Raw genomic sequence first — 14,924 nt, 5'->3', positions numbered from 1 at the left:
TGTAGCCGCCCGGCAGTTGGCAAATGTATCAAAAAGTTCTTACAGCTGGCTTAGAGTGGGATATTACCGTGCTTCTTAGCAGGGATTTTTGCCACTTTATTCTCCAGCATCGTAAAGGCTTTGATCAGTTTGCGGCGGGTGTAAATCGGGTCAATGACCTCATCGATAAACCCGCGGCTCGCAGCCCGGTAAGGGTGGGCAAACTTTTCCTGATACTCTTTTTCTTTTTCCAGCAGCATCGCTTCCGGATCTTCTGCTTCCATGATTTCCCGGCGGAAGATGATCTCAGAAGCACCTTTTGCTCCCATTACAGCGATCTCAGAGGACGGCCAGGCGAAGTTCATATCCGCACCTATGTGCTTGGAGTTCATTACGTCGTAGGCACCACCATAGGCCTTTCGGGTAATCAGAGTCACCCGTGGCACAGTAGCCTCGCTAAAGGCATACAGCAACTTCGCGCCATTGACGATAATGCCATTCCATTCCTGATCGGTGCCCGGCAGGAAGCCCGGTACATCCACCAGTACAAGGAGTGGGATATTGAAGCAATCACAGGTACGTACGAAGCGGGCGCCTTTCTTTGAGCTTTCCACGTCAAGCACGCCTGCCAGGCTCATGGGCTGATTGCCCACCACACCTATACTACGGCCACCAATACGGGCATAGCCTACCACGATATTGTCTGCGTAATTGGGGTGGATTTCCATAAAGCTGCCTTCGTCTACCACTCCTTTGACAACATCGCGGATATCATAGGGCTGATTGGTATTTTCCGGTACGATTTCCCGTAGCTGAGGCCTCAGTTCATCGCCCAGTTCATAAGGCAGTTTTGCCGGCTTGTCTTCACAGTTTTGAGGCATGTAGCTCAACAACCGCTTAATCTTTGCGATACAGTCAATGTCGTTAGCCGCAGTCAGGTGTGTAACGCCGGATTTGGTGGAGTGAGCAGAGGCACCGCCCAGCTCTTCAGCCGTTACTTCTTCGTTGGTTACCGTCTTGACCACGTTTGGCCCGGTCACGAACATATAGGAGGTATTTTCCACCATGATCGTAAAGTCGGTCATGGCCGGAGAGTACACAGCACCACCGGCACATGGCCCCATGATGGCAGAAATCTGAGGAACCACACCGGAAGCCATCACATTGCGATAGAAAATATCAGCATAGCCGCCCAGCGAGCGCACCCCCTCCTGAATACGGGCTCCCCCTGAATCGTTCAGGCCAATGACAGGTGCGCCATTCTTCATGGCCATATCCATGATCTTGCAAATCTTTTCGGCGTGGGTTTCTGACAGAGAACCTCCAAAAACCGTAAAATCCTGAGAGAACACATAAACCAGGCGCCCGTCGATCGTGCCATAGCCAGTAACCACGCCGTCACCCGGCACCCGTTGCTTGTCCATGCCAAAATCAGTACAGCGGTGTTTAACAAAGGCACCAATTTCTTCAAAGGAGCCCTCATCCAGGAGAAAATGTACGCGCTCCCGGGCAGTGAGCTTGCCCTTTTCGTGCTGCTTGTCAATGCGTTTTTGCCCCCCGCCCAATTCGGCTTTTGCCAGGCGGTCTTTTAACTCTACGAGTCGGTCTTTCATATTCGTAATAGGTTTACTTTTTTATAATAAAGCCTTTGCCGACAGAGTGTGCAGCACTGCGGAAAAGGGCATGGTCAATGGCGATAATCAGGTCTGTCAGCTTAGTCAGAAAAGGCTCCCGGGTAGAAGGCCGGAGTGCCATGCCTTTATGGGGCTGCCTTTGGAGGTTGGTAGCGTTGGCCTTGAAGATGCGCTGAACGATGCCCGTCCAGTACATTTCAAGCAGCCCGATGATATATCCACTTAGGTTTTGTTCAATCATTATGCTCAGCCGGTGCCGGTCTGACCACTGCCGGAATTCCGTTTTTGAGACGAGGTACTCATGCCCGAAGGCATAGGCGCCCTGTGGAATCCGTTTTTCGCTGAACCAGCTCAGCACCCGGTTGATCGGGTCGTAAGTTAGGGGAAAATCCAGAGATGGAAAAGTAATTAGGGCAATACCGTTGGGTTTTAATACTCTTTGTACTTCTTCGATCATCCTTTCCGGCTTGCCCACATGCTCAATCACATCTACGGAAGTGATCAGGTCAAAGTAGTTGTCCGGAAAGCTCAGATTCAGGGCATCTTCCACCCGGTAAGTCACATTTTTAAGCCCGGCATTGAGCTGACGGGCGTAGGCAATGTCCTGCTCATTGATATCACAGGAAATCAGCTCCTCACAGTATTGACTGATCATTGGGTCGTAATCGCCTTCTCCGGTGCCCAGATTGAGGGCTTTTCCAAAATGGTGGCCCTTTGACAGCGTTTTGAGATTGCGCCGGACAAAGAGGTAGCGGTTGCGGTAGGTCGGGAAGAGTAATTTATAGTTCATTGCCGTATTTACATCAGGTTGAAAAGCCGCAAAATTAGCATTTTATAACTTTTGTGCTGCTTCCAGATAGCGCTGCGCATTTTGGTTGTCTCCCAAGGCCTGTAAAGCCTGCGCAGCCAGCTGATAGCCTGCCCGGAACCTGGGATTCGCTTCTATCGCTTTTTGAGCGCTTTCATAAGCTTCCCGGTACCGCTGCTGTTGCTGATGGATAAGCCCCATGTAGTAGTAAGCAGCAAAATATTCATCGTTGACCCGGGTGGCGTAGTCGAAAGTCTGCAACGCTTCGGATGCCCGCCCTGTATTGAGATAAGCCAATCCCTGATAGAGAATGGCAGACTCCACATCCGGTGCCACCTCCAGGGCCTTTTGAGCTGCATTCAGCGCTTCATTATACTGTTGGGTATTGATGTAAGCATTAGACAAACCAATCCAGGCAATCTCATTGTCGGGGTGGTTTTGTACTTCTGCCGTAAATTGGCGGATCGCTTCCTGCCAGTTGCTTTGCTTGATCGCCTGTTGGCCATTGTAGGCAGCCAGGGTTTCGTTTTTCTCAATCGTGGCAATGGGTACGCCATTGGCCGTCACAGTGTGCACGGACTTGCTCGTAGGCCAGTTCCCCGACCGCAGATGAGCGCCCCGGATAAAGCGGGACGGGAAGATCGCGTAGTCCCAGGGCTCATCGTAGCGGGAGCTAAAGCGCACATACTCCATCTTCACTTTGCCGTTAAACTGCTCGCGGGTCTGACGGCTCGCTGGGTAGTAAAAGGTAGTGGCCAGTCGAATGGTGTCCTGCATTTGCTCACTCAGAATACCTTCATCTTCCATCCAATCGATCGCCTGCTTGACGCTGATGCCCCAATAGTCCGTTTCATAAACACCGAAAGCGCCCTGAAGCCCTCCGCCGATAGGGTTAAAGTAGACATAGGACAAATGGGGATTGCGGACAATAAACTGGGTCGACTCAACCGCCATTAGCCCAAGAATGCCATACAGACCGTATAACAGAGTTTTCTTGTTGACAAATAAATCCTCCATGCTGATCCAAAACAATGCTGCTACAGCAATCATGCTCGGGTAAATGAACATAAGGTGCCGCCAGCCATCGTGGAGGATAGAGTCCTTATAAATGATATAGGCGACCGGGAAAACCGTAGCAAAATAAGCCAGCAACACAGCCGTTTTATCGTACTTGCGGAGCAATCGGGGCAGCAGGAACAAACTACCCAGGAAACCTGCCAGCACATAGAGCGGAATCGTTTTCACAATCCAAACCAGCGGATAAGACCAGGCGGTATCATCAGACATTACGTTCTCCCCTTCAAACAACAACCGGATCTTCACACCAAGTTGAGCGAACTCCGTTAATGCAGCCAATGGATGACCAATCGGGTCCACCAGTGCCGCCGGCCAAAACAGGACAGCAATAATATACCCCACTAATGCAGCACCCAGACACCAAACCAGGTACTGTCCAACCAGTTTGGTCTGTGTGGTCAGGCCTTTCACACCATATTTAAAAAGAAAGTCCAGCCCGGCAAAAAGCCCGAGGTAGGCAATCAGCAAAAGCCCGCCCGCCCGGGTAGCCAATGCCAGCCCTATGCCCAGAGCAAGCCCCAATACGTTGCGCCAGTCTGGCTTGGGGAGCGTACGGAATACCCGCACCATATAGTAGAGCGAAACAGCAAATCCGGCTGCAAACGGAATATCTTTAGGGTTCATCATACTATGCCCCAGAAAACGCGGCGAGAGAAACATCATCCAAATAGCCAGTACCGCGGCTCGCCACCCGGCGATCTGCCAGACAAAAAGCCCTACGAACAATACCGCCAGCATGCCCATGAGCGCATTAAACACATGCCTCACCTGATGGTAGCCCGTATCAAACTCATCGAACCCAAGGGCAGCATTGATCAGCCCGGTGGTCAGGTCAAAAAAGCCACCGTAGTAGTGCATATTCCCCTTCTCAATGTAAAGCGCAGCCGTATCCGCACCGAAGGATGTGTAATAATCCACCAGCTTTTCAGAGTAGTCCACCTGGTACTCATCATCACCATTGATACCCGTACCCAATGACAATAAACCAGCCACCAGAACCATACCAATAATTGAAAACTGAAATATCTTTTTCATCAATGGGTCATTAGGGCGCTCAGGCGGCGTGATCGCAAATGCCTTTGGCGGTGCAGTTGCTACACTCCTGGCAGTAGTAGCCCCCTTCTTCGTACCCTGTTTTTTCTTGCTCATGAATCGCGGTCGTATTTGGTCCGAAGATAGAAAAAAATGGACATTTGACTATCCCAGGCCCTTTTTGTAACATATTTTACATCCTCAGCTCTAATCCCTTCAAAAAAAGTGGAATGGATTGGTAAAATATCTAATTTTGCACCCGTCATTTTTCGATTTTATTAATGCAAAAACAACAAGCAAATGGCATTGGCAGCAAAGACGCACCTCGCTCAGCGCATTCTGGAAATGGAAGAATCCGCCACCATCAAGATGGCACAGATGGCCCGCGACCTGGCCGCAGAAGGGCACGAGGTTATCAGCCTCAGCCTCGGCGAGCCCGATTTTGACACCCCTGACCACATCAAGAAAGCCGCTAAGAAAGCCCTTGATGATGGTTACACCAAATACACGCCGGTCCCTGGCCTGGTGGAGTTGCGCAAAGCCATTCAGACGAAGTTCAAGCGCGACAACGGGCTGGAGTTTGAACTGAGCCAGATTGTGGTTTCCAACGGTGCCAAGCAGTCTATTGCCAACATTTGTATGTCCCTGCTTGACGAAGGCGATGAGGTCGCCATCCTGGCACCTTATTGGGTTTCCTACTCTGAGATAGTCAAAGTCGCAGGCGGCGTGCCCGTGCTGGTAAGCGCCGGTATCGAACAGGATTACAAAGTAACAGCAGACCAGGTCCGGAATGCACTGACAGAGCGTACTCGAATCCTGCTATTCTCTTCCCCCTGTAACCCTACCGGTTCCGTTTACACCAAGCCGGAACTACAGGCTATTGCCGATGTCATTGCCGAGCGGGATGATATCTACATCATCTCTGATGAAATCTATGAGTACATCAACTTTACCGATGAGCACGTCAGTATCGGCACTTTCGAGAACGTCAAAGACCGCACCATTACCGTCAATGGCTTTTCCAAAGGTTTTGCCATGACCGGCTGGCGCCTGGGCTACATTGGTGCTCCGGAGTGGATTGCCAGTGCCTGCGCTAAAATACAGGGGCAGTTTACCTCTGGCGCAACCGCTTTCGGGCAAATGGCAGGTGCTCACGCCCTGACTTCCGATATGACGCCCACCCACGAGATGAAGGAGGCTTTCCTGAAGCGCCGGGATATGATGATTGAGGAACTGAGTAAGATATCGGGCATGAAAGTCAACAAGCCGCAGGGCGCTTTCTATATCTTCCCGGACATCAGTGCCTACTTTGGGAAAAAAGCAGGCGACTTCGCCATCAACGATGCGGATGATTTCTGCGAATACCTTTTGAAGGAAGCCCACGTGGCAGTGGTCACCGGTTCTGCCTTTGGCGCACCCGAATGTTTCCGTATTTCCTACGCTGCCAGTGAAGCCGAACTCCGGGAAGCGGTGAAGCGTATTGCGGCGGCGGTGGAGCGTTTGGGGTAAATCCTATTGCAACGTAGAACACCCGGCGAAGGGGAGTCCGCCGGGTGTGAACACACAGGACGCCCGGCGCACTACCTTCGCCGGGCGTCCTTGTTTAGCTCTTTTACCAGAATTAGCTCATAGCAACAGCCATCACTCCCCCAGCGTTGCTATGAAAGCATCAAAGGTCTCGGCCTCCACACTCCAGTCCGGCGCGGGGATACCTTCCCCCCATACATCCGGATTATCATAGAGGTTGAAGTAGCAGGCACCGTAGATCTTATGCTTCTGTGGCCGTAGCACCTCTGCCGCTTCCTGTAGCCAGAAAGCCTGAAAATCTTCCGGCCCTTTTACGCCAAATTCGGTAATAAACAGGGGCTTTCCGGAAAGCGCTACCCGATGGCGTTTGCGGTCAAAAATCCGCTCAAAGCTCTCCTGTTGCTCATGGTCCGTGATATTCTTGTCCGGTAGCCCGTAGATGGCAATACTGACGTAGTCCGCCACATCGTCCCCAGGATAAAACTCCATACTGCCCCGGTCGCCCGCCGGCCCCCAAACCCGTTTGATATTTGCCGGGAAGGTATCCGGAAAATCCATAAAGTAACGGTAGGCCATAATGTATTCCAGTGGGTCCTGACTTTGCCAGGGGTAGCGCTCAATCGGAATTTCCATTTCATGAGCGAAGCGCAGATAAATGGTCTGATCTGCCTGCGCCAGGATTTCGTAAAGGTCCCGGATGTAGGTGTCATACTGCCCATTCTGCATTTTGGACAGTACCTGACGGTCGTGATTGGCTTCTTCATCTTTAAAGGGCTCGGCGGTGACGATCACTTCGTGCCCCCGGTCCAAAGCATCCTGCAAATCTTTTTTAAAAGGCCCCTTTTCCAGGTCTGCCCAGTTGACGAACAAATGCTCTACAGCCACACCCGGCAGTCCGGTCAGCCGGTCTTTTGGGTCATAAACGCCTACCCGAAAACTGCTTTCATCCGCCTGACTGCTGCCTGCTGTCCCGAGAGGAATATCCGCAATCGGCTCTTGGGCCTGCACAGCCTCCTTAAGCCCTTCCTGAACCACTTCCACCGGTACATCCTCAAAAGCAAAGACCGCAATAGGCTTATCAAAAAAACGCAGGCGATGGACTTTACGGTACAATTCCTCACTCACTGAATGATAAGGCGGATAGGGCTTGGGCTGCACCTCTGACTCATGGGCAATATCCAGGCTGATAACATCTACCACATCAGCACCGGGCCAGTATTCTTCAACGCCCGGATAGCCGGCCGGTCCCCAGATGAACTTTAGGTCCGGATTGATGGCCTGGGCGGCCGTTGCAAAATGCCGGTAGGCATCAGTGTAAAGCTTGTGGTATTTCAGCTGCCAGGGGTAATCTTGCGCATCCACTTCCATCGCTTCTCCCCACCGTAGGTAAACCGGTGCGCGGTGGGCTTTCAGGCGTTCTGCCAGCTGCTTAATCCGTTGGTCATAATCCCCTCTGATGGTTGCATTAAGGTTGGCGCCATAGCTGTCGCTAAATCCGGGTTCCGCTAATGCATGAACGGTTAGAACCAGGGGCTCGGATTTATCAATCAGATTATAAAAATCATCCAACTCCGCCTGATTCAGGGAGGTTTTCCACCATTGAAGCAGGTAGCTCTGTGCACCTATAAGAGCGGTATGACCAGCAGAATCGGAAACCGCCATGACTTCCCGGAACAAAGGCCTTGGCCCTGCACCCACCGACCGGTCAAAAAACATTCGGTAAAGGAAGAAAGCGAATAGTACGGCCGCAATTAACAGGAAGAGGGCTTTTAGATTTCTGTGCATACTTGACGAAATTTATGGCTCTATCGTCTGCTCTTCACAGTACCGGATCAGCGCCCGGTAGATGTCACTGCGGTTAAGCAGATCGGGGTTGCCGATAATGACGATATGGTTGCGCGCCCGGGTCAGAGCAACGTTGAGTTTGCGGTCTACCCCTTCTTCAGACAGCGAAGTGAGCATTGCCAGCTGATTGAGGGAATTAGTGCAAAGCGAAATGATGATCACATCCCGCGCCCCGCCCTGATAGCGCTCTACGGTATCAATTGTCAATTGCTCCAGGGGTGCGCCCTGCTCCTCCAGTACCGACTTGATTTGAGCAATTTGCGCCCGGTAAGGCGTTATCACGCCAATGCTCCCTTCGTGCAAGCGCCATCCCTGCTGCCGGAATAGCTGTTGGTAGGCCTGTATGACCTCCCCCACTTTTTCGGCTTCATAAGCATTTGTTTTTTGAGTGGCGCTGCGGTCATCGGCCGGTGTGGGCAGAAAAATGACCCGCCGGGAGGCAAGCTGTTGCAGGAGCTCATCTGCTTCTTCTTCCAGAGCGACCGATAATAACCGTTTTTGTTTTTGGGCGACGGGTACAGAATCCGGCAAAATCTTCAGGCTGTTTTCATAAAAAAACTGGTTTGGGAAGCGCATAATGTCCTGATGCATACGCCCCTGATGGCTCAGCTGTGCATAGGCCCAGTCCCAGCCATTCTCCCGGCACCGCTTGAAGAGGCGCTCAAAGAGGGAGTTGCGCAGGTTGTACAGCCCAAGGTTATGCAGCATCGGGTCTTCAATTTCCGATACCACCGGGTCCTGCACCACCACAGCAGGCAATTGTTTATGGTCGCCAATCAGGATAAACCGCTCAAACTGCGGCAGTAAGCCGACCAGCATGGGCTCCAGAATCTGCGAGGCTTCATCGATGATCACCCGGTTGAAATGCTTGAGCAGCAATAGTTCCTGTTTGCCCGCTACCGAGGATACCGTGCCCACTACAATGCGGTGCTTATCAATAATGGTTTTTAGGGCTTCCCGGTCTTCCACCCCTTTGATCTTCTCCTGCAGGAGCTGCCCCTGATATTCGGGGGACGTACCATAGCGGGAGCCTATACGCAAGTAGTGCTGCCGGATGTCCGGGCGAAGCCGTTCAATCGAGGCACAAATCTCATCTACTGCGCGGTTGGTGTAAGCCAGCAGCAGTAGGGTTTCCTCCGTTTCTTCAAACAAATAACCCACCAGGTGCTTGAGCATCATGCTCGTCTTGCCGGTACCGGGCGGGCCCCAAAGCAAAAAGTAATCTTCGGCAGCCAGCGCTTTTCGGAAGATATCCTGCTGCTCGGGGGTAAGCTCTGCGCTCACGGGTATGTCTTCTGGTATCCCCTCCCGGGGCGGGTCCTGCGTGAGCAGCAGGCGCTGCTGTTCCTTTGGGCTGTTGGCAAAAGCGTACAGCCCCCGGTACATGGTATTGAAACTGCTGTCCAGCAAGTCGTGCTCCAGGTTCCATAACGGCTGCTCCTCAAAAATCCGGGTATTGAACTGCCGGCTGCGCAGGCGGACCACCACCTGTTCGTTATTGATGTGTATGATAGAGCATTTGAAAATCTGATTGGATAGCACCGCCTGCCCCTCCTGATGCGGGTAAAGGACTGCGATATCACCTGTACGGAAATTAGCCAGGGGGTTGGTGTCCTCCGATTTCTGAAAAGTGATGGTGGGCTCTCCTTCCTGAGCATTCAGCTCCTGAACAGTCAGGTGGCTGATGATATCGAAGCCCGCCTGTTTTTCCTCAAAGCTGTTCAGCCAGAGCGAAGCCAGCCCATTGACTTGCTCCATGCCCTGCGCTCCTGCTTTAGCGAGCTGATGCTCCCGGGCAATCAGGCCCGAAAAGGCAATGAAATATCGTTTGGCGACAGCCCCCATGCCCTGAAACACTTTCTCAAAGACCTCTATGTCGCGCCTGGTAAAACCCTTGAGGTTGCTCTGCCGGCGGGGGCTGAGCTTTCCAAAAAGCCGGTTGCCCTGCTCAAGCAAATCACCGGCAGCCGGGTCGCCAAGCTTCGCCAACAGCCGCTCTATAGCTACGAGTTGGTTACGGACTTGCAAGGCTTCGTACTGCTGTGCCTGAATACGGGGCGCATAGCGCAGTTGGCGGTCGTCCTGCCCGGAGTAAAGGATATAATTGGCGGGGTCCACAGATTTCCCGAAGGCAGAACGCACCATCAGGTCATAAAGCAAAGTCTGCGTGTAGTGGTTCGCACTAAGCCCATAGGTATTGGGCATGAAAGGTTTGCCACTTTTCAACTCTACGATACTTGCCCGGTCAGCTCCGAGGTGCAGCAAATCAAGGCGCCCCTGCAATCCGTAGGTTTCGGCGTAAAAGCTGGGCTCCAGATAGCAGTCTTCAGGTGTAATCCCCTGCTCCCGAAAACCCTCCTTTACCATTTGCTTCAGATTGAGAAAGTGTTTTTGAGATTGCTGCATGATTTCCCGGACTTCCCGGTTCTCGAACAGGCAATACTGCAGGGGGTTATTCACAAAGGTTTGCCGGAAGACTTCCCGGAAGGGCTGCTCAGAATCACTCATCAACTCATCAAGGAAGAAGTTCGCAATATTTCCAATCATGAGGTATTTACTCGGCTCTTTAGGCAGGTACTTCTTGAGCAGGTAAGGCCAGGGATTGGTGCCATCCGGCTGGAAACATTCCGCTACAGCGGTCACATCCATGAGGTAGTCCGGTTCCACCACAAAGGCGCGGGGATGGTAAAAGCCCTGGTCGTCCACCTCTACATCGAGCAGGTTTAGCACCAGGGGGAAGCCGAAAACGGAGCGGATCGCTTCGATGGTTGGCATGAAATTATCGTTGCGGTCGGCATCATTGTACTGTACCCGGACAACTGTATCGGCCTGAGCTTCATCGCGCACCAGTAGTTGCTCGGCTGCCTCATCATCCTCAAGTGCTACTACTCTTGCCTGCGGGATAAATTGCTCCACTTTATGGGCTTTCATACCCGAAGGCCAGGCTGGCGGATAGTCGCCTCGAAGGTGTTCCGGCAAAGGAGTGTCCAGCAGTGCCTCAATCATATCGAGCAATACCTTAAGCCCAAGCGCGCGGATGTTTTCATCAACCGCATCGGGTTGGCGCATGGCTTTCAGGGCGCGTTTCCGGAATTGATGAAGGTAAAATTGCAGGCGCTTGTCCACCTCATCGCGGTGGCACACATAGGCCATTCGGGCAAAAAGCGTGGAAAACTGTATACGCTCGGCTTTGGTGCACTCTACAAAAAGCAGGGTGAGCAAACGGTAGCAAGCCGCCACCTGATCACCGAGCGGCATCTTATTATTGCGGACTACCTTATTTACTTCCTGGTAAAAGAGCTCCGCTAGCGCTGGTTTGTTGAGCTGATCGGACATAGCAGCAATATACGGCCAAATCCGGGAAGTTTGCAAACGCAATTACCCCTGCAGCTTGCTTCGGACTTCCTCCAGCTGATGTTGCGTTTCCTTGATTTGTTCTTCAAGGTTGAATTTCATGGACGGGTCAAAGGCTTTGATGAGGGCTTCGTTGAAGGAATTGAGTTTGCGTTGCAAAAGTGTTGCCTGATTCTCCAACCCCTGCCGCTCGAGATCGCTCAGGGTATTGGTTGTTTGCCCGCTGGCATTGGAAGGGGCAGGCTGTTCTTCCTGCACTTCGCCCAGGATCAGGTCTTCTTCCTCCAGGCTGTCCACCAGGTCAATCATCGCATACTGAATCTGATTAAAGGTCAGTTGAGCAGATTCGCTACGAATGGTGCCCTTATTTTGTTCCCGTTTGGTACGGTTATACCGGGCCTGCTGCATGATGATGTCGGTCTCCCGGTAAGAATCATCGGAAATCAGGTCATTGAGCGTATCAAACACCCGCTCGAATTCTCCGGCAGCGAGGAAGCCTTTGAGCTGTTTTTTCAATCCCTTGAGCGTCGTTGGTTTGGCTTTTTTCTGAGCCGGGCTGCCCGGGGAGTCTCCAGGGGCACCGGGGTTGCTTCCCCGGGTTGGCACAGCTTCACTCTGAGCCGCGCTGCGCTTCTCCTGCACAGGCGCATAAGCAAAGTCCTTCAGGCGGAACATAAACTCGCCGCCCATGTCGCCCACATCGTACAAAGCTGCGCCACGTGGCAGCTGGTCCTTTACATTTTGCCCTACTGCATCAAGCACCATATTGCAAAACATGGACACCCGCAGGCGTTGATCCTGATTGTTTTTCAGGACCGCCAGGACCGCTTGCGCAAAAGGGCTGTGCTGCCCGGGCCGGCCGTCAGAAACCGGCTCGTTGCGGCCCGCTGTAAGCAACCACCGGGAAGGCATGCTTTCCAACCGGTCGATGTAGCTGGTGTCCCGCTTTTGGGTGAAAATACTGCCCGAGTAGCAGGAATCCGTAATAATAAAGGTGTGTTTGCTTTTGATTGCCCGGATCAGGCGGGTGATCAGGTCAAATGAAATATAGGAGCCAATATGGTTTTTGCGGGCATCATAAGGTATCCAATAGCCCACATCCAAAGCCTTGTCATACTCCCCGTGCCCGGCAAAGTACATCAGGAAGTTATCGTCCTCCCCTACCACATCCACCAGGCCCCGAAGGTGCTGAGTGATGTTGGCCTGCGTCGCTTCCTCGTCAAAATGGCAGTGTGTGAGGTCCGCATCGAACTGATACTTTTCCTCCAGGACCGATTTGATTTTTTCAGCGTCCATGCGGGCGTTATAGAGCTCAGGCATAGCAGTATACTGGTCGATGCCCACGATATAGAGGTAGTTCTTGCCCTTTGGCTGATAAGTACCCAAGTCCATTCCTCCGAAGTTTGACATAGTGCTACAGGCTTAGTTCGGCGGCTAATATAGGTTTTTTACAGATTAGTCCGTGTATTGTGCCACCGTATCTTCCGGCACCCATACTTCCATAGGCTGTACGGGATGGCCGTCGCTCCACTGCCCCATGAAAGCCGCCTCAGGGCCACAGCCTTTTGCCAGTTCGCAGTGCTCCCCACGCAACTCGCAGGCCATCATGGCATCAAGCATTTTCCAGTAGGCCAAATAATCGGCAGCATTTTCCTGTGCGACCCGGCGGGCGCGCTTAAGGGAAAGATTCTCAACACCTCCGTCGAACTCAGGGCCCATAGCATAGCATTCATTATGCCCGGCTGTAAGTTCCGGAGTGCCGTGGGTATCCGGGAACTGCCGCATCAGAAAACGGTAAGGCGTTTGGGTTGCCGTTTGATAAACCGTACGGCCAAGTTCTTCCCCGACTACATAGTCATTGACACTCACGATGATCCCCAACCGGGTTTGAGGCGAAATGCCCTCGTAAGATTCCAGCAGCCCTCCGTTTAAGGGGCCGGTACCGGGGGCACACAGTAACACGCCTTTGGGGTGCGGAAGGCCCAGTTCAGCGTAGCGGGCAGCAATATGAGCAGAAATCGCGCCACCGTAACTATGCCCCGCTATAAAAAAGGCATTGGTATCCGGGCGCACCCGGCCTGCTTCCTCAGACAGCAGCTTCAATGCCGATCGAATACCTTTTGCAGCATTTGGCACGAAGTGCTTTGAGCCGGGAAATAACAGATTTTTTTGATATCGTGGATAAATGACAATATTGCCCTGCCGGACGATGTGCCGGATCCATGCCCCGTAAATCATAGGATTGATTGCCCCATAACCATGATGAAACACCACTACCGGGGCGTTTTCCGGTATAGGCGCGGCGGGCTCGAACAACCAAAAACCATCAGAACGGCGGGCATGGTCAGAAAAGGTTACCTCAGCGTGTAAGTAGTTTTGTCCTCCGGGGCCATCTGCCGGTTGAACAGGTGCGGCAGGTTTTCCGGTATCGTGCGAATAAACCAAACTGCCGATCAGCAACAAAGTAGGAATCCATACATTTATCATATGCAACAAAACGGGATTTCACCGGGAATGTTTTAATCTGTCGACCAACTCGGGCAAGCTTCCGATAAGCTTTGAAAAAAAGTGTACATTTACGCCAAATCAGAGCAGCGCTTCATGCCATCAATCGCAGTAGAACAACCTGTAGGAATTATTGGAGCAGGCAGCTTTGGCACCGCAATTGCCAATCTCCTGGCGTATAATGTGGACGTGCTGCTGTACAGCCGGCAGGCACCGCTTGTGCAGCAAATTAATGAAACGCACCGACATCTTGACGTAGACTTGTCACCAAGGGTGCGCGCCACTAATGACCTGCAGGAGCTGGCCCAGTCCTGCACCCTGCTCTTTCCGGTCGTCCCCTCCAACAGCTTCCGCAAGATGATGCACAGCCTGGGGCCTCATCTGCGCCCTTACCATATTCTGATCCATGGTACCAAAGGGTTTGATGCCCCTGAGCACCTTTTTCAGGATGTGGATGACGGCAATCCCGTGTCACGCAGCGATGTAAGCACCATGAGCGAAGTGATCCTGCAGGAAAGTATCGTTCAGCGGGTTGGTTGTCTATCGGGGCCTAACCTGGCCAGTGAAATCATGGAAGGCCAACCAACCGCTACAGTAATAGGCAGCGCCTACGACGAAGTGATCAGCCTTGGAAAGCGCGTGCTCAGCAGTGAGCATTTTCATGTCTTCGGCACTTACGACCTGCTTGGGGCCGAACTGGCAGGTGCTTTGAAGAATATCATAGCTATTGGCTCCGGAGTGCTGAAAGGCAAAGGGCTGGGCAAAAACATCCAGGCTATGCTCATCACCAGAGGCCTCACCGAAATGGTGTACTTTGGCAACGCTATGGGCAGTCAGAGCAGTGCCTTTTTTGGCACGGCTGGCATAGGCGATCTGGTGGCTACGGCTACAAGTAAAAACAGCCGGAATTTCACCTTCGGCTACCGCCTCGGGCATGGCGAGGCCATCGAAGACATAGAGGCGACCATGCCGGAACTCGCAGAAGGCGTACGCACCCTTCAAATCGCCCGAAAACTGGCCCGGCATTATAAGCTCAGGGTGCCCATCACCGATATGCTTTACAAAATTGTATTTGAAAACTTTGATATAGACCGCGCGATCCACTTCCTGATTACGTATCCTTACGATGTGGACGTAGACTTCATCTGACCAAAACAACAACC

The 14,924-nt window shown here is 52.4% G+C and carries 9 protein-coding genes; 2 read left to right on the top strand and 7 right to left on the bottom strand.

Annotated features, from left to right (window positions below):
• Positions 1–50 precede the first annotated feature (50 nt).
• From ACO08I_RS01405 to ACO08I_RS01395, 3 genes are read right to left on the bottom strand one after another with little or no spacing between them, the layout of a single operon-like run.
• Complete coding sequence (locus tag ACO08I_RS01405; protein ID WP_044226188.1) at positions 51–1,592, bottom strand: acyl-CoA carboxylase subunit beta; 1,542 nt, start codon at positions 1,590–1,592, stop codon at positions 51–53.
• 13 nt (positions 1,593–1,605) lie between these two features.
• The gene (locus ACO08I_RS01400; protein WP_421948251.1) at positions 1,606–2,403 is read right to left on the bottom strand and encodes a class I SAM-dependent methyltransferase; all 798 of its coding nucleotides are present in this window, start codon (positions 2,401–2,403) and stop codon (positions 1,606–1,608) included.
• A gap of 42 nt (positions 2,404–2,445) precedes the next feature.
• A complete protein-coding gene (locus tag ACO08I_RS01395) occupies positions 2,446–4,647 on the bottom strand; it encodes a tetratricopeptide repeat protein (RefSeq protein WP_421948250.1) in 2,202 nt (733 codons plus the stop codon).
• A 183-nt stretch (positions 4,648–4,830) separates the two neighbouring features.
• On the opposite strand from ACO08I_RS01395, the gene ACO08I_RS01390 reads away from it, so the two are divergent.
• Positions 4,831–6,039 carry a pyridoxal phosphate-dependent aminotransferase gene (locus ACO08I_RS01390; protein ID WP_421948249.1) on the top strand — a complete coding sequence of 403 codons (1,209 nt, stop codon included), beginning with the start codon at positions 4,831–4,833 and terminating at the stop codon, positions 6,037–6,039.
• 132 nt (positions 6,040–6,171) lie between these two features.
• On the opposite strand, the gene ACO08I_RS01385 is transcribed toward ACO08I_RS01390, so the two are convergent.
• From ACO08I_RS01385 to ACO08I_RS01370, 4 genes are read right to left on the bottom strand one after another with little or no spacing between them, the layout of a single operon-like run.
• Positions 6,172–7,842 (bottom strand): hypothetical protein, encoded by a 1,671-nt coding sequence (locus ACO08I_RS01385; RefSeq protein WP_421948248.1) that lies wholly within the window; start codon positions 7,840–7,842, stop codon positions 6,172–6,174.
• Positions 7,843–7,854: 12 nt separating this feature from the next.
• Positions 7,855–11,238 (bottom strand): DEAD/DEAH box helicase, encoded by a 3,384-nt coding sequence (locus ACO08I_RS01380; protein ID WP_421948247.1) that lies wholly within the window; start codon positions 11,236–11,238, stop codon positions 7,855–7,857.
• A gap of 42 nt (positions 11,239–11,280) precedes the next feature.
• On the bottom strand, positions 11,281–12,666 hold the full coding sequence (locus tag ACO08I_RS01375; RefSeq protein WP_421948246.1) for a caspase family protein: 1,386 nt from the start codon (positions 12,664–12,666) through the stop codon (positions 11,281–11,283).
• 45 nt (positions 12,667–12,711) lie between these two features.
• Positions 12,712–13,743, bottom strand: coding sequence for an alpha/beta hydrolase (locus tag ACO08I_RS01370; RefSeq protein WP_421948245.1), 1,032 nt, complete (start codon positions 13,741–13,743; stop codon positions 12,712–12,714).
• Positions 13,744–13,857: 114 nt separating this feature from the next.
• Between ACO08I_RS01370 and ACO08I_RS01365 the strand changes: the two genes are divergently transcribed.
• Positions 13,858–14,910, top strand: coding sequence for an NAD(P)H-dependent glycerol-3-phosphate dehydrogenase (locus tag ACO08I_RS01365; protein WP_421948244.1), 1,053 nt, complete (start codon positions 13,858–13,860; stop codon positions 14,908–14,910).
• The last annotated feature ends 14 nt before the right edge of the window (positions 14,911–14,924 follow it).

This window comes from Phaeodactylibacter xiamenensis, assembly GCF_965229835.1.
Taxonomy (GTDB): Bacteria; Bacteroidota; Bacteroidia; order Chitinophagales; family Saprospiraceae; genus Phaeodactylibacter; species Phaeodactylibacter xiamenensis.
The sequence above is the reverse complement of the archived record's forward strand: the minus strand, read 5'-3'. Positions and strand labels throughout refer to the sequence as shown.